The sequence below is a fragment of the Streptomyces sp. MUSC 14 genome (assembly GCF_001866675.1).
In the GTDB taxonomy this organism is placed as follows: Bacteria; Actinomycetota; Actinomycetes; order Streptomycetales; family Streptomycetaceae; genus Streptomyces.
On the sequence record NZ_MLYN01000040.1, the window covers coordinates 1 to 16,566 of the forward strand.

Annotated in this window: 25 protein-coding genes; 1 reads left to right on the top strand and 24 read right to left on the bottom strand. The window is 70.6% G+C overall.

All coding sequences use genetic code 11. The features are described from left to right. Window positions 1–64: 64 nt before the first annotated feature. Window positions 65–262 (bottom strand): hypothetical protein, encoded by a 198-nt coding sequence (locus tag BIV25_RS25875; protein WP_177235415.1) that lies wholly within the window; start codon window positions 260–262, stop codon window positions 65–67. 565 nt (window positions 263–827) lie between these two features. Between BIV25_RS25875 and BIV25_RS25880 the strand changes: the two genes are divergently transcribed. Further along, complete coding sequence (locus tag BIV25_RS25880) at window positions 828–1,064, top strand: chaplin (protein WP_071374823.1); 237 nt, start codon at window positions 828–830, stop codon at window positions 1,062–1,064. 97 nt (window positions 1,065–1,161) lie between these two features. Here BIV25_RS25880 and BIV25_RS25885 read toward each other — a convergent pair whose 3' ends face one another. From BIV25_RS25885 to BIV25_RS25990, 23 genes are all read right to left on the bottom strand, one after another. Continuing rightward, window positions 1,162–1,638, bottom strand: coding sequence for a single-stranded DNA-binding protein (locus BIV25_RS25885; protein ID WP_071374824.1), 477 nt, complete (start codon window positions 1,636–1,638; stop codon window positions 1,162–1,164). 16 nt (window positions 1,639–1,654) lie between these two features. Next, entirely contained in the window at window positions 1,655–2,431 is a 777-nt protein-coding gene (locus BIV25_RS25890; protein ID WP_256256069.1) for a hypothetical protein, read from the bottom strand. 106 nt (window positions 2,432–2,537) lie between these two features. Further along, the gene (locus BIV25_RS25895) at window positions 2,538–3,149 is read right to left on the bottom strand and encodes a cell envelope biogenesis protein OmpA (RefSeq protein ID WP_177235416.1); all 612 of its coding nucleotides are present in this window, start codon (window positions 3,147–3,149) and stop codon (window positions 2,538–2,540) included. A 59-nt stretch (window positions 3,150–3,208) separates the two neighbouring features. After that, a complete protein-coding gene (locus BIV25_RS25900; RefSeq protein WP_071374826.1) occupies window positions 3,209–3,580 on the bottom strand; it encodes a hypothetical protein in 372 nt (123 codons plus the stop codon). Window positions 3,581–4,191: 611 nt separating this feature from the next. Further along, entirely contained in the window at window positions 4,192–4,566 is a 375-nt protein-coding gene (locus tag BIV25_RS25905) for a hypothetical protein (RefSeq protein WP_071374827.1), read from the bottom strand. A gap of 82 nt (window positions 4,567–4,648) precedes the next feature. Beyond that, window positions 4,649–6,118, bottom strand: coding sequence for a ParB N-terminal domain-containing protein (locus BIV25_RS25910; RefSeq protein WP_071374828.1), 1,470 nt, complete (start codon window positions 6,116–6,118; stop codon window positions 4,649–4,651). Window positions 6,119–6,304: 186 nt separating this feature from the next. Continuing rightward, window positions 6,305–6,637: a hypothetical protein gene (locus BIV25_RS25915; RefSeq protein ID WP_071374829.1), complete on the bottom strand. Its 333-nt coding sequence runs from the start codon at window positions 6,635–6,637 to the stop codon at window positions 6,305–6,307. A gap of 40 nt (window positions 6,638–6,677) precedes the next feature. Further along, a complete protein-coding gene (locus BIV25_RS25920; RefSeq protein ID WP_071374830.1) occupies window positions 6,678–7,139 on the bottom strand; it encodes a hypothetical protein in 462 nt (153 codons plus the stop codon). A gap of 142 nt (window positions 7,140–7,281) precedes the next feature. After that, a complete protein-coding gene (locus BIV25_RS25925; protein ID WP_071374831.1) occupies window positions 7,282–7,773 on the bottom strand; it encodes a hypothetical protein in 492 nt (163 codons plus the stop codon). A 145-nt stretch (window positions 7,774–7,918) separates the two neighbouring features. Beyond that, complete coding sequence (locus BIV25_RS25930) at window positions 7,919–8,617, bottom strand: hypothetical protein (protein ID WP_071374832.1); 699 nt, start codon at window positions 8,615–8,617, stop codon at window positions 7,919–7,921. Between the two features lie 42 nt (window positions 8,618–8,659). After that, on the bottom strand, window positions 8,660–8,923 hold the full coding sequence (locus BIV25_RS25935; RefSeq protein ID WP_071374833.1) for a hypothetical protein: 264 nt from the start codon (window positions 8,921–8,923) through the stop codon (window positions 8,660–8,662). Window positions 8,924–8,983: 60 nt separating this feature from the next. Further along, entirely contained in the window at window positions 8,984–9,328 is a 345-nt protein-coding gene (locus BIV25_RS25940) for a hypothetical protein (RefSeq protein ID WP_071374834.1), read from the bottom strand. Window positions 9,329–9,500: 172 nt separating this feature from the next. Further along, complete coding sequence (locus BIV25_RS25945) at window positions 9,501–9,791, bottom strand: hypothetical protein (protein WP_071374835.1); 291 nt, start codon at window positions 9,789–9,791, stop codon at window positions 9,501–9,503. Between the two features lie 143 nt (window positions 9,792–9,934). Beyond that, window positions 9,935–10,300 carry a hypothetical protein gene (locus BIV25_RS25950; RefSeq protein ID WP_071374836.1) on the bottom strand — a complete coding sequence of 122 codons (366 nt, stop codon included), beginning with the start codon at window positions 10,298–10,300 and terminating at the stop codon, window positions 9,935–9,937. Window positions 10,301–10,309: 9 nt separating this feature from the next. Further along, a complete protein-coding gene (locus BIV25_RS47595; protein WP_079176889.1) occupies window positions 10,310–10,510 on the bottom strand; it encodes a hypothetical protein in 201 nt (66 codons plus the stop codon). A gap of 127 nt (window positions 10,511–10,637) precedes the next feature. Further along, complete coding sequence (locus BIV25_RS25955; RefSeq protein WP_071374837.1) at window positions 10,638–11,009, bottom strand: hypothetical protein; 372 nt, start codon at window positions 11,007–11,009, stop codon at window positions 10,638–10,640. Window positions 11,010–11,067: 58 nt separating this feature from the next. Beyond that, complete coding sequence (locus BIV25_RS25960) at window positions 11,068–11,313, bottom strand: hypothetical protein (RefSeq protein WP_071374838.1); 246 nt, start codon at window positions 11,311–11,313, stop codon at window positions 11,068–11,070. 133 nt (window positions 11,314–11,446) lie between these two features. After that, window positions 11,447–12,277, bottom strand: coding sequence for a hypothetical protein (locus tag BIV25_RS25965; RefSeq protein WP_071374839.1), 831 nt, complete (start codon window positions 12,275–12,277; stop codon window positions 11,447–11,449). Between the two features lie 172 nt (window positions 12,278–12,449). Then, complete coding sequence (locus BIV25_RS25970; protein ID WP_071374840.1) at window positions 12,450–12,656, bottom strand: hypothetical protein; 207 nt, start codon at window positions 12,654–12,656, stop codon at window positions 12,450–12,452. Then, entirely contained in the window at window positions 12,649–13,137 is a 489-nt protein-coding gene (locus BIV25_RS25975) for a hypothetical protein (protein WP_071374841.1), read from the bottom strand. The genes BIV25_RS25970 and BIV25_RS25975 overlap by 8 nt, the downstream gene beginning before the upstream one ends. 321 nt (window positions 13,138–13,458) lie before the next feature. Beyond that, the gene (locus tag BIV25_RS25980) at window positions 13,459–14,637 is read right to left on the bottom strand and encodes a DUF932 domain-containing protein (RefSeq protein WP_071374842.1); all 1,179 of its coding nucleotides are present in this window, start codon (window positions 14,635–14,637) and stop codon (window positions 13,459–13,461) included. Window positions 14,638–14,753: 116 nt separating this feature from the next. Continuing rightward, window positions 14,754–15,311, bottom strand: coding sequence for a hypothetical protein (locus BIV25_RS25985; RefSeq protein ID WP_071374843.1), 558 nt, complete (start codon window positions 15,309–15,311; stop codon window positions 14,754–14,756). Window positions 15,312–15,379: 68 nt separating this feature from the next. Then, the gene (locus BIV25_RS25990) at window positions 15,380–15,751 is read right to left on the bottom strand and encodes a hypothetical protein (protein WP_071374844.1); all 372 of its coding nucleotides are present in this window, start codon (window positions 15,749–15,751) and stop codon (window positions 15,380–15,382) included. Window positions 15,752–16,566: the final 815 nt, after the last annotated feature.

Consider the following 16,566-nt stretch of genomic DNA (forward strand, 5'->3'; position numbering starts at 1 on the left):
GTGACCTGCGATTTCACGATGCACACCACTCATAGGGGCTGCCGCCGCAGACCTGGGTGAGCCATCAGTCGCCGATGGAGCTCTTGGCCAACAGGCATGTGCGGGTGCCGGCCTGCTGGGGCACGGTGCCGACGGACTCCAGGTCGTCACGCAACGTCCACGGCCCTCGGACGAGGAGCTGCTCGGGGTGGCGTGAGTCGGGCAGGACCGTGAACTCCTCCTCTCGGAGGTTGCCGGTGCGCGCCAGCTGAATGAGGCGCACGCCGTGCTCACGCAGCAGTGGCAGCGGGAACTCCTCGATCAGGAGCCGGCAGTGCCGGCGTGTACGCCGTACGGCTCGTGGCAGCGGTTCACTCCTCTTGGGGCCGGGCCACACGCCCACTGAGGTCGAGGCGGACGCGCTGGGCCCACACCTCGCCCGGAGCGTACTGGCTGAGATCGGTGGCGAGTTGGCCGGGTGAGGTGGGCGGTGAGAGCGGTGGGTGCGGCGCACTGGGACAGGACGTGTGCGGGCATGACGGCACGGCCTTTCGAGCAGACCGCCGCTGGCGCCGGTAGGCGATCCGGTGCCGCGCCGGCGTGGCGGGTGAAGGGGAAGCAAGGGAGGGGCGGTCAGCGGCCGTCGTACAGGGGGGAGCCGTCGACGGCTGCCGGGAAGGCGCCCGGACTTGGACGTGCCCTATGGGACGATTCGCACCCAGGAGAACCGCGCACAGCCGCGCGACCGGACACGGCGTGCGCCTCCAGCGCCCCCACAAGCGTGGTTTTCGTGATCCTCCTACGGCCCATGCTCAGGACGAACATTCGCAGAGCAGCAGGAGGAACCCATGCGCGTAGGTACCACCATCGCCGCAATCGCCCTGACCGCCGCCGGCCTCGTCACTTGCACCGGGACTGCCGTCGCTGACTCCGGCGCCGAGGGTGCGGCTGTGGGCTCCCCCGGCGTCGTCTCGGGCAATACCATCCAGGTCCCGATCCAGCTCCCGATCAACCTCTGTGGCAACGCCATCGACATCGTCGGCCTCCTCAATCCGACGTTCGGGAACACGTGCGTGAACAGTTAGAACTGTCTTCCGGCGAACGGGCGGCAGCTTCCATTGGCCAGGCCCCGCTCTAGGAAGTGTCCGGTGCGGCTCATCGCCGTGACCCGCCGGACACGCCCTAGGGCCAGCGGGCGGCCCTCTTCTTCTCCCACCAGGCGGGCGGGCGGCTCTCTCGCCCGGTGGTCGGCCGGGGCGTGGTCGGTGCCTTCGGCTGGGGCGCCAGGGGCACGGTGACCGGGGCGGCGGCGGCCGGACTGGGCAGGCTCGTCTCGGTGTATGCGATGCGCCCGCGCAGGCTGATCCCGATGTCGTCGACGCTCAGGTAGATGGAGTTGTCCCTGATCGCGGTGATGCGGCCTTTGACCAGGACGCTGACGCCGTTGACGAGGGATTCGGTGGCGTTGTGGGCCAGGTCCCGCCAGGCGGTGCAGATGTAGGGGATGGGGGTCCCGTTGCGCCACGTGCGTGCGTCGGCGTCCCACTGGGTGGGGGTCTCGGTGAGGCGGAACCGGCAGACGGCGATGCCGGTTTCGGTGAAGCGGACTTCCACGTTTCCGGTGACGGTGCCGGACACGTGCCTGACGGACGGGGCCATGCGAACACCTCCTAAATCAAATAATAGTGTATCTATCGTGAGGGTCAACCCACTGTTGGAGCTTGCCTGCGTCGTGGACGACGGTGCGGCGGGTGAGCCGCCTGACGAGGGCTTTCCACCCGGTCGCCTCTGCCGGGGCCGGGGGTGTGGTGAGAGTGCTGAACACCGTGTCGTCCTCCACTTCCACCTGGATCGGGACCGTGCCGTCGGCCTGGACCAACCGCTGATCGGGGGTGTCCAGGTGGACGGAGACGCGTACGGCCTCACGGTCGGCGTCGAGGTAGGCGAAGACGAGGATCCCCGCGATCTCGATGCAGGGCAGGCCCTCGTCGTCGGGATTCTCCTGCGGGTGGAAGACGGCCGCGCTGTTCGCCTGAGCGCAGGTCTGCGCGTCCGAGAGGCTGAGGCGGCTGGCCGGGCGCGCGTAGCGGGAGATGCCGCCGGCGTACAGCGTGTAGTCCTCGTCGCTGCGGTCCTCCTTGGGACCGTAGTAGAGGTCCACGGCCGCCTGGTCGTCGTCGGGCGGAAGGTACGGGATGCCGTCGGTGCCCGCCACGTTGTCCCAGCAACTGCGCGCGTGCCGCGCCAGTGAGGCCAGGGCGGAGGCCTCGTCGCAGAAGAGCGAGACCTCATCGCTGTGCCGGTCTTGCCGGCGGAGCACCCAGGCCCGGCCGGTCACCTGCGGGGTGGCGTCCTCGCGGACGGCGAAGCTGAAGCGGCTGAACCACCCGCTGAGGATGTCGACGGTGTCCGAGCTGGGCCACTCGCCGGTGCATTCGTGGAGGCCGTCCATCAGGTTGGCCAGGTCGAGGATGGCCTCGCCTTCGGGCGTGGCCGGGTCCGGTTTGATCAGTACGGCATTCTCCTTGCGTGCGCTACAGGGGTGGGGTGGGGTGGGGTCAGGACCCGTTCATGAGGGCGTTCCACAGGTCCATCAGGTGTTGCAGGTCGGGGGCGAGGGGCGCGGTGCGCAGGACGCGTTTGCGCAGGATGGGGACGTGGAGGCTGATACCGGAGGGCGTCTCGGGCCGGTCGGGCAGCGGGACCAGGCGGTAGCGGTGCGTGTGGATCATCCAGGCCTCGTACCGTTCGGCGGGGCTGCCGCTGCGGGCGGTGTGACCGGCGTCCGGTGTGCGGGACGGGCAGGGGCAGGACGGATCGGTACAGGGACGACCGGCGGGATGGCTGGCCAGGACCGGGCTGCGGCGGTAGTGCGTGGCCGTGCCATTGAGCATCGGGCAGTGCTCGGCGGTGTACGGCAGGCACTCGGGGTGGATCGCCGGTTCCGGGGAACAGCCCTGGGCGACGTCTGCCGGGCGGACGGTCAGGAAGCAGCGTTCGTCGAGCCGTTGGCCGCAGATCTGGCACAGGCGTCGCCGGAACGCAGTGAGGGCTCGGTCGGCGTCGAGGGCCCCGAAGGCGGCGTGGCCGTCGTGGATCAGGGCTACCCACGGCACCACCAGACCGCCCGAGAGGGGCCGGCGGGTGCAGCGTTGGGGGATCGAGTGCATGGGTCGGTTCCTCCGGGGCGCGGAGTGTGTGGGCGGTGCGCGGCGACGGCCGGCCGGTGTCAGCTGGTGGCCGATGGGGGAGGGCCGAGGAGTACTTCCCAGCGGACGTACCGGCAGCCGGTTGCGTCGTGCAGGCGCAGATGCAGCCAGCCCAGGCCTTCTCCGGCCCGGATGACGGCTTCGGCGCCGAGGGCGGCGGCGCGGGGGTAGACGGTGGCGTCGTCCGGATCGGCCAGCACGACGATCAGTCCGGGGCGGTGCGGCATGTGGCGGAGGGTGAAATCGGTGTGGCTGCGGTCGTCGAGGAGGACGAGCGGAGCGCGCTGGTACTCCGCGCTGTTGAACAGGGGCGACGGCAGTTGCAGGCGGGGGACCGGGCACGGGTGCAAGCCGACCGGATCGTCGTCGAGGCGGTTGCTGATGACCAGCACCGGGGCCGTGGGCTCTCCTCTGTGGGCTTGGGCAGGGGCGGACATGGGGTCACACGTCGCTTTCGTGAGGACGGGGCCTGGAAGGTGCCCGGATGCTTTGCCGCTCATCTGGGACTTGTGGCCGAGGCAGGCTGGGAGCGGCTCAGCTCAGATCGCGGCTTCGCCGTACGCGGGAGACGCGTGTGCCCCGGACCCGGGATCGGGGGAGTGGGAGGCCGCACCCGATGCACTCAGTGGCGGTGGTGTCGTTGTTCGTGTCGCAGTCGCGGCACCTGCGGGTCCTCGCGGACATGGCGGCCCTCCTGAGTGCTTGATCGGGGCGGTGGGATGGGCAGTTGGCGCCGAGGCATGGCGGCCGGCCAGAGAGATGACACCGGTCGGGGGCGACCACGGCGGCGACCATGAACCCCGACCATGGGTCACATCTCGGTTACGCCCGCCGCCCGAGGGGCGGAAGGGGGCCATGCCCGTCGGGCGGCGGGGGTCAGAGGGGTGGTCGGGGACTTCGCTGTCCGGGTCGGAGGACGGCGCTTGCAGGGAGGGCCTGGGTGGTTGGTCGCCGTGTGCTGGCGGGCGCCGCCCCGGTGGCCGGGGCGGCGTGGTGAGCCTGGTCAGTCTTCGATCAGGTCCAGGCAGGAGACGGGGATGCCGTTGCCCGGGAGCCGGAACCGCTTGGTGTCCTGGGGGATGCGGTAGCGGTTGTTGCGCGGGTCGGTGCGCAGGATGCGTGTGGACTCCTCGTCCAGCAGGAAGCCCGCGCGGCTGCCGGTGCGGTTGCGTTCCTGCACGGTGCCGGTGAGGCTGCGCAGGAGGGCGGGGCGCAGGGAGTCGTTGATGCGGGCCCGGCGTCCGGCGGTGGTGCCCGCGAACGCTTCCTTGTCGAGTGCAAGCAGCCGCAGTGCGGCGGCCTCCTGGACGCTTGCGAGGGCTGCGGCGTCCGGCAGCTGCGTGATGTACGCGCGGACGTCGTTGATCGTGATGGACATGCTGGTTCGCCTCTCTGCGACGAGGGGATGGGGGACCGGCCGGGCACCGGGTGTGCCCGGCCGGGGACTTGGTGGTGAGCCCTCAGGCCTTGGCGTCGGGCCGGTGGGCGGCTACGGCCTGGCTCTCCACCTCCGACAGCCGGTAGCTGCCGTTGTCGGCCTGGCCGAGCGATTCGAGGAGCAGCAGGTAGCGGGCCTGCTGGGCGGTGAGGTACGACCAGGTCTTGGGCTCGCGGATGTTGTGCTCGCACGCGGCGGCGACCGTTGCGAAGACGGCGTTCAGCGTGCGTGCCTTGGGTAGTTGCGCCGCCGTCTCGGTCAGGTCGGTGCTCTGGGGCTCCTTGATGCCCAGCAGACGCGCGAGGGTCTCGAACTCCCGCTTGTCGGCCCAGCTGCTGTAGAAGCCGGGCAGGGTGAGCAGGACCGTCTGCGCGAAGACGCGGGCCGCGTCGGGCAGCGTCTTCATGCGCACGATGCGGGCGACGAACTCCTGCCGGGGCCCGGCGGCGGCCTTCCACGCCCGGTTGCACGCGATAACCTTCCGGCGCTCCTCCGCCCTCTGTTCGTCCTCCTGGGTCCGGGGCTTCTTGGGCTGCGGCCGGACCTTGTGGCAGTGCTCGGCCGGGTCCGTGCAGTGCCACACGGGGCGGTGTTCCTCGTCCAGCCGGGCGCTGTGGCCGGGGCAGTTCTTGTGGTTGTCCTCGGTGAGCGGGTTGCCCAGGCCGCTGGTGAGGTCGGTGAGGGGACGGGAGGGGTCCTTCTCCCAGGAGCGCACCGGGCCCAGGAGCGTGATGTCGGCCTTCTTCAGCTCCTCCTCGGCCTTGGCGCGGGCTTCGGCGTCGGTCTGCTCGGCGTGCAGCAGGGCCAGTTCCTGGTCCCAGTGGCCGCGCCCGCCGCCGCCCTCCTCCTGGTCGCGCTTGAGCGCCCGCAGGAGCCGCCGCTCCGCGCCGGAAACGGTCTCGACCTCGGCGAGCTGGGCGGTTTGCTCCAGATCCATGCCCCCGGCCGCCGCCCGGCGCAGGGCGGCGTCATCGAGCTTCTGCGCGGCCTGGGCCTGCTTGGCGGCATTGCGGCCGACACCGAGAGCCTTGGTGGCCCGGCGCCGCTCCACGTCGCTCATGTCGATCAGGGACAGTTCCTGCGACCGCAGGGTGTCCCGCTCGCTCATCCCCTCACGGTGCTTGTTCTCGACCAGGGACAGGAACCGGGTCCAGCCGTCGCGGCCGACGAGGTCGCCCCGCACGTATGCCTTCACCGTGCGTACCGGGCGGCTGTCGTCGGTGGCAGCGGAGTTGGCGATCTGCGCGGCCTGAGCGCGCCTCCAGCCCTTGAAGACGCCGTAGGTGCCGTCGGGCAGCGGCCGGACACTGATCGCATCCTCGACACCGATCTCCTTGACGGAGTTGATCAGGTCCTCGTCCGGTTCGGTGTCGTGCTCGCGGGCGTTGCACTTGTCGCGTACGAGCAGTGCCGGATCGAGCTGGACGATCTGCTGCCCGGCCTCCTCGTGTGCGTCGGGGGTGTCGGTCGGGGTCGAGACGGCGGTGGCCATGGGTGGCTCCCTTCTCCTTGCCTCGTCGGCGAGTTGGGGCGGCTGCGGGGGCTGCCCTCTCGCTTCACGTTCAATATTAGTGTCTTTTGCGTTGGGGGCTAGATACCCTCTGACCTGCGAAAACGTCGCCCCGGTTGGGGGTTTGATGGCAGTCCTCCGGTGCGCCGACCTGGCAAGCGGTGCGCCTCAGCTCAGGTCGTGTACGAGGTGCCAGCACGGGCCGGACTGGACCGTGAGTCCCAGGTCCTTCACGTGTTCACGCAGGGCGGTGTCCCACTGGGCGCTGATCGCGAGGGACGGCACCGCCCTGTACGTGTTGGGCCACAGCTCCGCATAGCCGGTCGCCAGGATGACGTGCTCGCTGTCGCCGACCGTGAACAAGTGGACGCGCGCGACGGACGGTTCCCTTCCGTCGGCGTGGGGGGTCTGGGCCTCCAGCAGTGAGTCCAGCGCTCCCCAGTCTCGGGGCGGTGCGATCACCACCCTGTACGCGGCGTAGACCGAGTGGGACACGGACATGGGTCTACCTCCTTTGGGTCCCGCGCTGGGGCGCTGCGGGTCACGGATGGCCGGCGCATGCGAACGGGAGCGGGCCGGGGCGTGGAATGCTGTCGTGTCGCGCGGCCCGGGTCCGCCGGCTCCGTGCGTGGGCGGAGCGGATCTCGGCGTCGAGCCCCGGGTGCTGCCGGGACGCCGAGGGCAGGAGGGCGTCGCGAAGGTCCATGGCCCGGGTGAGGACCCCCAGTTGTGCGGGCGACAGCACCCAGGGGCCCCGCTCGTCGGCGTCCAGGGCGGACAGCAGATCCTCGGCGGTTCTGACGTCCGCAGCCTGCCGGAACACCGGGTGGGTCCGGTTGAGCCGCAGTGCCAGGGTCAGGCTGGCGCCCAGATGCGGTGCGTGGCAGCGCCGGTCGGGCGTGACCACCTGGTGGGCGTCTGGTACGGCGAGAACGTGGAATATGCCCGCGATCACGACGAGCCGCTCGTCGCTCTGTACGGCGAACGCCGACTCCGGCGCCACACTGGCGCAGGAACGGCAGCGGTAGGAGAGCCCGGCCTGTCGGGCTGGTAACCGCCGTCGTGGCAGATCTGGCAGAGGATCGGAACCGGCACGGTGCACCTCCCGGCGGGCGCCCACGCGGGACGCCCGCTCGTGTGGACGGTCAGGGCTTCACGCGGGTGACGCGCGAGCTGGGCAGATGGACGTGCAGGACGTCACCGTGCGCGGGCGGGTCCATCGCCGCGAGGCGGTGCAGGGCCTCGGCCAGCCTCGGGTCCGCGAAGTCCACCTCGGCCCTCGCGTCCTCGCCCAGCGGCACCATGGTCGCCGTGGTCTCGGTGTGTCGGAGGTCCGGGGCGGCCTCGGTGGGCGTCAGAGCGGCGACGAACGGGCTCCAGCCCACGAACATTCCGTCGGCCGTCCTGCGCTCGGTGGTCGTGAAGTACGCGGCTACGGCCTGCGGTCCTTCTCCCGGCTGCCCGGCGGCGAAGGCCCGGACCCTGTCGACGACGACCTGCCGCCATGCCTGCCCGGCGGCCCGGTCGGCGACCCGGGCCAGGGCTTCCAGTGTCTCGGGCGAGAGGCCGCGGAGTGCGGCGCGCATCAGGGGCGTGGTCGGCTCGGCCAGCAGTGCGCGCAGTTCCAGGTGCTTCATTGCCGGGGTCCTTTCCGTGGTTTGGAGGGGAGATGACGCACGGCGGGGGCGGCCCTCCGCCGTGGCGAGGGGGTGTCCCGCAGAACCAACAAGAACAATATTAGTGTCTTTCGGGGTAGTGTGAACCTGCCCCTGGCCTGCGGCTTTACGGCCAGTCGTGCTCCCGACGCGGCGGCAGCGCGAAGGAGCGCCGGGGGTCCATCCGTACGCAGCGCTCGCAGTAGGCGTTGACGCGGTTGGCGGTGCACTCGCCCCACTGGCACTCGAAGCTCTCGCGCGGACCGCAGATCAGACACCGCGACAGCGTGATCCCGTGCAGCTCGCACGGCTGGTGGCGCTCGTGCTGGCGCAGGGACTCAAGAACGGGCCGGGGACGCTGGAGGCAGGGCAGATCGGCTGCCGGGAACCAGTCGTCGCCGTCGCGGATCCATCGGGGCGACAGCTCCTTGTACCGCTCGGGCGTGGTGTAGAACGGCAGACCGGCCGGGCTGAACACCATGGCCAGGTGGCCGCCGGAGATCAGGGTCTGAAGCCGGTGGTAGCTGAACTCCCCCCGCAGGGCGAGCATTTCGTTCTGGCGCAGGCTCCAGGCGTACCCGTACCGGCGCAGAATCCGGCGCTCGGTGGCGGCCGGGCCCGTCTGGGCGGCGTCGAGCTCCTCGACGGCTTCGATGACGGCCGTCGGGCTGGAAGCCAGTTCGCGTACCGAGTCCTCCGCGTCCGTACGGCTGGTGTGAGTGCTGAGTGCGTACCCGTGCAACTGGTCCACGACCTGGTGCACCCCTGCGTGCTCGGCGGTGGTGTACCGGACGGGGCGCTGCGAGTGGGGGCGGGGTCGGGGCATGACGGGGCTCCAGCTGCGCAAGGGGTGGAAGAACTGGGGCGGCTACGGCGCCGGGGAGGCCGGCGGCCGACGGGTCGGCAGCGGTGTATGGGCGGAGAAGACGTAGTGGCCGAGCTCGCGCAGCACGGCGGCGGTGTGGTCCACGGCTGCGGGGCTGCTGTCGGCCGCGCGGGTGTACGCCTCGATCTCGCTGTTCCAGGCGAATTCCTGGGCGGTGAGGGTCTCCACGGTGAGGGGCGTGAGGTCGTCGGAGGACTCGGGGGCTGCGACCAGGCCGTGAGCGGGGTCGGGTACGACGAGGAACATCGGACTTCCTTCCGCGTGGGCCGCCCGGAGGGGGCGGCCCACGACCATGCGGGCGGGCGGTCAGGGCGTGACGGTGACCGTGTAGTCGGCGTCCAGGACGGCGAGCGCGGCCCGGATCGCCGCGCGGGTCTCTGGACTCGGCGCCGAGTAGGGGAAGTCCAGGGCGCGCACTGCGTCGTCCAGGTGGTCGTCGGGCATAGGCAGCGAGTACCCGCTGCGGTAGAGGGCGACGGCGGTCGCCGTTGCGACGCGGCTGCGGTTGTAGGCGGTGGCTTCTTCGGCGCTGGCGTCCATGCCGAACGCCTCCCGGGCGGTCGGCGGCAGCGCCGCGATTCCGGCCGCGAACCGGCGGGCGGGCACGCGGAGTCGGGCCGGTCGCAGGATGCGGCGCAGCACTCGCAGCATGGCAACTCCTAAGGCTCGATGGGGGAGGGGGAGAGCGAAGAGGGTTCGGCGCCGCGGCTGGGAGGGGTGGCAGATCCGAATCACTATCAATAATAGTGTGAATTCTTGTTGTGTGAACCCACCCCTGACCTGCACTTATTGCTTCAGTTCGGGGGGTGAAGAGGCGGCAGTTCTAGGGGGTGTCGCTGATGTGCTCAGCCAGCTTGCGGGCGGACAGGACCGGGGTGCGCGTGGCGAGGTCGCCGCAGCTGGCCTGCCAGATCTGAGCGGGGCTGGAGGGCCGGATCTGGAAGTTGGTCGCCGGGCTGACCTCCCACACGCGGCCGCGCGGGTCGGTGACGGTGTAGGTGAGGTACTCCGGGGCGTCCTTGCGGCCGTTCTCGCTCCAGGTGAGGCCGGCCGCGGTGAGGGCGTGGGCGAGCTGGGCGCAGCGATCCGGGGTGGCGTGGTCGAAGGTGGCCAAGGTGGTGGTCCCCTGTCTGGCATACGGCAACGGTGGAAGCACCCGGCAGCGGCAAGCTGGCGGATGGTACGGCGCGCGAAGGGGCGCGTCGTGTCCTGGCGGGCACGGTGCGGGAGCGTCCGGGCGGGCCGTACCTGGAGGCGTCAGTCTTCCTCCTGCTGCTGGGCGGCGAGTTCGACGGCCAGTTGCGCGGCCTCGGTGTGAAGCGGGTAGAGCCTCCGGGTGATCTCGCGTGCCACATGGCGCGCGCTGCTGGCCGTGACCCTGATCGACGGCGCGGTCACCCGGTTCTCATCTGGCAGCGCGGCGTAGATCTTCAGCCGGTCGGGGCGGTGTTCGTTGGGCTGGCACAGACGCAGGGCGCGGCCGTCGCCGTCGATGATGAGGCGTCCCCTGCCGCGTACGACGCCGGTGAGCCGGTCGGTCTGGCAGTGCGTCCCCAGCTCACGCGCCACCTCGTCGGTGAACGCGTTCAACTGCTCCTGAGTGGTCAACTCCTGGGCGGTCATGGGTCCTCTTCACTTCGTCGGATGGCGGGTGGGTGCGTCGGTCGCGGGTCGGCTCGCGGCCTGGTCGCGCAACTCGGCGTCACGGCGGGCGTCTGCGGCGGTGTAACCGGTGTCGCACCACGCTTTGCACAGCTGGCCGGGCGGTGCGCCGCACGTCTCGCAGTGGTCGTCGAAGTCCTGCGGGCGCCACGGGGGTGGCGGGCCGCTCACGCGGGGAACTCGATCGTTGCCGTGCACATGCGGGGCATGCGGCTGACGGGAACGGCGAAGTGGCGGTGGATGGACACGGAGTCTCCTTCCGGGCGGCGGTGAGCGGTGCCGGCGGTCTGCCCGGCGGTCAGGGCGTGGTCGTCCACAGGGGCAGGCCGGCGGTGGTGTGGGTGCTGATGCCGGGGCGTACCGGGACGTCGCGGTAGTCGGAGACCCGCAGGTAGCCGCCGCGTTCGGTGTCGATGCGGATGGGGTCGCCCTGCCACTCCCATTCGTCGATCAGTTCTGCGGGGAGGTTCTCGATGCTGTCGGCCTCAACCTGCATGGCCCAGGCGGTCAGTTCGTCGCCGTACACCTCTCGCCACTCCCGCAGGACGGTGAAGAGGTGGGCGAAGTCGTCGACCAGGGCCAGGGCGCGTGCCTTGTCGGGGGCGGGGCACTCGGCGTAGCGGGGCGTATCGGGGCGGGTGCGTTCACCACGGCTCATCAGCCAGCGCATGATCGGATCGCCTCCGTGGGCGGTTGGGCGTGTACGGGTGGGAGGGCGGTGCGGTGCGTCACGGGCGGTCGGACGGCTGGGGCTTGCGGTAGCGGTACAGGAAGCGCGCCGCCCACGTGCGGCTGGCGAAGCCGGGGATGCCGCCGCCGGACCCAGGGGCGTTGCCGGGGTACTCGGCAACCCACTCGCAGACACCGTTCGGGTCGTGCCACACGACCCCGTAACAGGTGCCGCGCTCCTGGCGGTCGAGCACCCGGTAGCCGAACGATCCGGTGTTGACGGTGAACACGAACTGCTCGGGCACGGGGGCTCCTTCGGTCGCAGCCGGGTGCGAGAGGGGGCGGGGCAGGGGGAGGCGGGCCCCTCTCGCACTGTCAATAATGGTGTCATTGAGTCTGATGTGAACCTACCCCTGACCTGCGCCTTTCCTTGGGGCGTCAGTGGGCGGTGGCCAGGGCCGTGCGGCTGTCGCGCGGGCGGGGGTGCTGGTGGGCGCGCAGGGAGGCGGCCTCGTCCTGGGCCCGGCGTGCGCGCTCGTGCTCGTCCGCGGCCCTGTCGAGGCAGTAGGGGGCCAACCACTGCTTGACATCGACGGTGCGTGCCAGCGAACCGGGGAGCACGGAGTGCGGGAGGTCGGCCAGCAACAGCAGCAGGACCGGGTGCGGGCAGGCGGTGAACCATCGTGCGACGGTCCACCAGGCGGCCACGGCGGCGCGCCGCGCGGGGTGGGCTTCGCGTGCCTGGCGTTCGAGGCGGGCAGCCTCGGCCTGGTGGTGGGTGACCGACCAGAGCAGGAAGCGCAGCAGGGAGGGAGCGTCGCGCTGCCGGGAGCTGTCCAGGATCGCGGGCAGGTCGGTGCGCTGCGCGACGTGCTCGGCGCAGGCGCGCAGGACGGCGGTGAGCACCGCCGCCGTCTTCCGGGACGGTTCCTGTTCGGCGGCGGACTCCATCGGATACACGGATACCTGGGGGCGGTCGGTGTAGTTGTCGCGGTAGAGGGTGAGGCTGCCCCGGTAGCCGGTCCGGCCGCGTGCGAGGTGCGGGAGGTCCTCGGCGGGGGCGGTGGTCTGGTAGGCGTTGACCGGGCCGAGACAGGCGCGCACTGCGGTGAACTGGTCCCAGTGGTGGGGGTGGTGGGTGCCGGTGACGTGCACGCTGCCGCGCATGGCTCCGCCGAGCTCGAAGACGACGGCGTTCACCTGGAGGGGGCCGGCGGTGGCGTGCACGGGGCCGGCGGGCGTGTCGATGGTCAGGCTCGGGCAGGTCATGGACTGCGACTCCTCGGTCGACTGGGCGGCTGGGGCGCCTGCCGACCCGGTGCCCGCTGAAGGGGAGGGCACCGGGCGCCGGGTCGGCAGGACGTCGGCCAGTGGCGCGCTGGCCGAGAGGGGGGCCGTTCCCGCCCCTGGGCGGGGGTGGGGCGGGAACGGCGTCTGCGGGCTACTCCTGGGGCTGCTTGTGGCGGCGGAGGTTGCCTCGGTCGGTGAGGGACACTTCGCGGCCGCAGGGGCATGCGCCGTAGCGGCGGCCGTGCAGGTGGAAGAACTTCGGCCCGGTGCGCTTGGCGTTGAGCGTGCGGATCGTGCCGGAGACCGGCTTGCTGTTGTTGCAGTAGCCGTCGGGTGTGGCGGCGGGCTTGTCAGGCATGCGGGTTCTCCTCGTCGGCGTGGGGGAGCTGGGGGAGGGCGGGGGCGGGGTAGACCTCGCGCGAGACGGCGGTCACTCCGGGGCACGGGATGACCGCCCGCTGGAGTTCGGCGGTGTCCATGGGGTGCAGCCACCCGTCGCATACGGTCCAGCCGCACGCGCGGGGGTGGGGCTCGGCGGCCGTGGTGGCGACCAGAACGGCACGCCGGACGGTGCTGCCCTCCAGCGCGAACACGAGCAGCGTGCGCAGTCGGCAGTAGTCGTCTTCGTCCAGGACTCCCAGGCGCGCCGGGGCGGTGCCGATGGACAGGTCCGCCCGCCCTCGCAGGAAGCTGTCGTCGGTGCGTTCGGCGACGAGGCTGAGCGTGTGCTCGCCGTCGCCGAGCGCGGCGAGCAGTACGGCGAGCGCGTTCAGGGTGCGGCTCATGGCGGCCGTGATGGCGGCGTCGTCGGGGCGGGTGAGCTCCGGGCGTGCGGGCATGGTGTGTGACTCCTTGACGTGGGCCGGGCGTTGGATCTCTCCCGCGCAGCGGGTGGCGTAGGGCTGCGCCCTACGCCGGCGTGCGGCTCGCTGCGCTCGCCGACGGGGGCGGTGGGCGGCTGTCCCCCGCGCTGCGCGCCGGGGACGGGAGCGTGGCGGCCTGCTCCTCGCGGTCGGCGCGGTGCGGCAGGAGCGGCGGCGAGCGCTGCGCGCCGCGCAAGCGGGTTAGCACTGCGCAAGCGGGTTGAGCGCTGCGCGCCCCGTGGGGCGGCGGGCCCGTGCGGGCCGGGCTCGGGACTGCCCGGCCCGCACGGGGGTCTGTCAGCCGTGCGTGGCTGCGGCCGTGAGCGCGGGCACTGCGAGCGCTTCCAGGGCGGCGGCCTGGTCGGCGTCGGTGAGGGTCTGCGCGGTCGACGTAACGGCCTGCATCACGCCTCCGGCGGTCATCTGCCCACCCCGTACGAAGTGGGCAAGGATCATGTCCTTGGCCTCGGCGCTGATGCTGAGCGTCTTGGTGACGTGCTCGATCGTCTTCGTCGGCTCGGACAGCTCCTTACCGGCGGCGGCCTCCAACTCCGTCAGCTTCGCCTCGACGTACTCCCGCGACAGGAACGTCGCCACGGCGTCGGCGGTCTTGGACGTGATCAGCTCCAGCGTCTTGCGCTGGGTCTGACCGGACCAAGACACCACGCCCTCGTCCTGCTTGCCTCCCAGGTGCACGGCGCGCATGACGTCCTTGGTCATGGTCAGGCCGTTGCGGCACACCTGGACGACCGCGCGCGGGGTGATCGTGTACGCCCCGCCGCCCACTTCGCTGTTGGTGATGACGAAACCGGCGGAGATCATCGGCAGTTCGTCACCGCTGCGCCCGTCGAACGGGGAGCGGTAGCCGCGCAGCAGCGCACGCGCCTGAACCGCGACCGCTTCGGACTCGACGCGTACGTACATGCGCCGGTCGGTCAGATCGCACCCCGTCACGCGGGTGGGGTGGCCGGACTGCTTCACCCCGTCCAGAGCGGCCCACAGCATCTCGTAGTTGTCCATGAGCTTGTAGCTGTCGGACAGCAGCGCGCGGGCCACGCCCTCGGCGGGCGGCATGCCGGGGCCGTTGTCGCCCCGGAACGCACGGAGCATGAAACGGCGCTCCGGCTCCTCCCGAAGCCACGCGTTGACGTTCTCGTCCAGGAGCGGGACGTTCTCGGCGCGCATGCGGCGCAGGTAGGCGAGCGGGAGCCGCAGCTTCTCCGAGATCCCCTCGTCGGCCACGGCGGTGGGCCGGTAGATGCCGTCCACCTCCGTCACCCCGTCCTCGCTGATCAGCGACTCCACGCCCTCCACGTGCACGTTTCCCTCACGGAACCGCAGCGCGGACGCGGTGGCGATCACATCGAGCTTGCGCCGGTTCTGGTCCTCCAGGATCCGGACCAGGTCTTCAAGATCGGCGTTGCGTGCACCGGTGGGGGCCACGCTCGCGGCGCGTTCGGCGAACTGCTGAGTCATGCGGTGTTCTCCCCTTCGTGTTGGCTTCTGCGGTTCGGGGGCGGGGCCACCGCCCCCGAACAACTTCAATAATAGTGTGTTTCAGGGGTGAGTGAACCCACCCCTGACCTGCACACTCAGACCGAAGTGCGGTACTCGGGCAGCGGCGTCAAGCTCTGCCGCCGTACGTTCGTGACCACCGACACCGGCTCGTCCTCCAGCAACTCACACAGGTCGTAGCGCAGCGTGACACCCAACCCGAACGCCCTGCCGTGAACGTGGATCGCCTGCACCCAGTACCTACCATGACGCCGCGTCAGACTGCCGTGATACCTGACCCTCTGCCACACCAGCGGCCCGGCCTGCTGCGGCCCAAAGCTCCGCGCCACGGCGACCACGTGCCGGTCCGCCACCCGCGACGAAACCAACCGCATGAACGCACGCGCCACCGTCGAGCGATCCACCGGCACGTCCGCCACGGCCGGACCCGTGTGACCGGTACGCACACCCAACGCCCAACCCAGCTCGAAGAACGGCCGGACCATCTCCAACTGCTCCGCCGAGACCCGCAGCGCATCCGGGCCACTCTCGCTACGCGCCAACTCCCGCAGCGCGTAACCCGCCTGCTCCTTCTCGGCATCCGTCAGCGGTGCTCCGGTCTCCTCGGCCTGCTCCGCAATCCGCGTGTTCTCCATGGTTCCCCTTCTCCTCTCGGTGATGCCGGGTGACCGGGGGCGCCCCGACGAGACGCCCCCCGTGCGGACTACTTCAGAAACCCGCGCGTCCGGAGGAACTCGGCCGTGATGTGCGCGACTCCGGCGGGCTTGTAGATCTGCGGGAACCGCCGCATCTCCACCTCGCTACGACCGGTCGCGTCCGGCTCCGGCAGCTCGTGAACGAGCCGATAGGGACGGTCCCCCGTAGGCATCTCCAGAACGACCGGACCGACCTTGGTGTCGAACCGAATTCCGGTGTAGTTCGCATCCGAGTTGTGCACGATGCTCGCTCCGGCGCGCTGGCAGAGCAGCGGCAGGAGGTTAGCGACCGTGCGGGCCTGAATTGCAAGACCGGTCATGGGCGCGTCGATACCGCCGCGCACTCGGCGGACGATCCCGTCTGAGATCTGGATCTCCATGTCTTCCCCTTCGCTGGTCCCTTGCGGTTGTTGGGGGTCGCCTCCCCCAACAACACAAATAATAGTGTCTCTACGGAGGAGGTGGAAGCCCTGTTGCGCTGCGAGTTGCGCTGAATGTTGCGCCACGGGGTTGCGGTAGGGGTTGCGCTGGAGGTTGCGCGGCCTCTGAGCCGGCTTCCCCAAAGCCCCTGGCCACAGGCCCTGTCGGGCGTGGTCCGGGGGTCTGACATCCCCTCTGCTGCCACTTGACCCGCGCTTTTTGAAGGGAGGTGAGGAATGGGGGCGGGGCGGGTGGCGGTGGCGGCCTCGGGGCGGGGCCGCCTGGAGTCTGTTGCGCGTCGGCGGGGCCGCCGCGCTGGCCGGGTGTGGGGCTGTGCGGGGCCTGTCGGCCCGTGGAAGGTGGGGGAGGGCTGGACCCGTCCGCCTGGTCCTCAGGCCCTCTCACATGCCGTCTCGCCCTACGCCTGTTCTGTGATTCCCGGTCTGGCTGCTGGGGTAGCCTGTCGGCAGTGTTCGTGGCATTCCCTCCGCGCCGCCTGTGGCGGGGCTATGACGCCCTGCTCCGCTCGGTCGGCCGCACATTGCTCAGCACGTAACAGGAAATAGGTGGTCCCCTTTCCCAGTGGGGAAAGGGGACCACCGCCTTTTACTCGGGTGGTATGGTGATGCTGTTTCAGTGAGCTTGGTGGCAGGCATTCTGACGCAGTTTCGAGATTTCCTGACCCGGGACGCCCCCATCCCACTAGCCGCGCTTTTTGATGGAATTCACGGAGTGGATTCCATAGGAGAATTGCGGAGCAATTCTCTTTTTTCCG

Bases quoted from the DNA above. Each gene is read 5' to 3' on its own strand.
- BIV25_RS25880 (WP_071374823.1), top strand. From the start codon at position 828: ATGCGCGTAGGTACCACCATCGCCGCAATCGCCCTGACCGCCGCCGGC.
- BIV25_RS25885 (WP_071374824.1), bottom strand. From the start codon at position 1,638: ATGGCCCCGTCCGTCAGGCACGTGTCCGGCACCGTCACCGGAAACGTG.
- BIV25_RS25890 (WP_256256069.1), bottom strand. From the start codon at position 2,431: ATGGACGGCCTCCACGAATGCACCGGCGAGTGGCCCAGCTCGGACACC.
- BIV25_RS25895 (WP_177235416.1), bottom strand. From the start codon at position 3,149: ATGCACTCGATCCCCCAACGCTGCACCCGCCGGCCCCTCTCGGGCGGT.
- BIV25_RS25905 (WP_071374827.1), bottom strand. From the start codon at position 4,566: ATGTCCATCACGATCAACGACGTCCGCGCGTACATCACGCAGCTGCCG.
- BIV25_RS25910 (WP_071374828.1), bottom strand. From the start codon at position 6,118: ATGGCCACCGCCGTCTCGACCCCGACCGACACCCCCGACGCACACGAG.
- BIV25_RS25915 (WP_071374829.1), bottom strand. From the start codon at position 6,637: ATGTCCGTGTCCCACTCGGTCTACGCCGCGTACAGGGTGGTGATCGCA.
- BIV25_RS25925 (WP_071374831.1), bottom strand. From the start codon at position 7,773: ATGAAGCACCTGGAACTGCGCGCACTGCTGGCCGAGCCGACCACGCCC.
- BIV25_RS25930 (WP_071374832.1), bottom strand. From the start codon at position 8,617: ATGCCCCGACCCCGCCCCCACTCGCAGCGCCCCGTCCGGTACACCACC.
- BIV25_RS25935 (WP_071374833.1), bottom strand. From the start codon at position 8,923: ATGTTCCTCGTCGTACCCGACCCCGCTCACGGCCTGGTCGCAGCCCCC.
- BIV25_RS25940 (WP_071374834.1), bottom strand. From the start codon at position 9,328: ATGCTGCGAGTGCTGCGCCGCATCCTGCGACCGGCCCGACTCCGCGTG.
- BIV25_RS25950 (WP_071374836.1), bottom strand. From the start codon at position 10,300: ATGACCGCCCAGGAGTTGACCACTCAGGAGCAGTTGAACGCGTTCACC.
- BIV25_RS25955 (WP_071374837.1), bottom strand. From the start codon at position 11,009: ATGCGCTGGCTGATGAGCCGTGGTGAACGCACCCGCCCCGATACGCCC.
- BIV25_RS25965 (WP_071374839.1), bottom strand. From the start codon at position 12,277: ATGACCTGCCCGAGCCTGACCATCGACACGCCCGCCGGCCCCGTGCAC.
- BIV25_RS25970 (WP_071374840.1), bottom strand. From the start codon at position 12,656: ATGCCTGACAAGCCCGCCGCCACACCCGACGGCTACTGCAACAACAGC.
- BIV25_RS25975 (WP_071374841.1), bottom strand. From the start codon at position 13,137: ATGCCCGCACGCCCGGAGCTCACCCGCCCCGACGACGCCGCCATCACG.
- BIV25_RS25980 (WP_071374842.1), bottom strand. From the start codon at position 14,637: ATGACTCAGCAGTTCGCCGAACGCGCCGCGAGCGTGGCCCCCACCGGT.
- BIV25_RS25985 (WP_071374843.1), bottom strand. From the start codon at position 15,311: ATGGAGAACACGCGGATTGCGGAGCAGGCCGAGGAGACCGGAGCACCG.
- BIV25_RS25990 (WP_071374844.1), bottom strand. From the start codon at position 15,751: ATGGAGATCCAGATCTCAGACGGGATCGTCCGCCGAGTGCGCGGCGGT.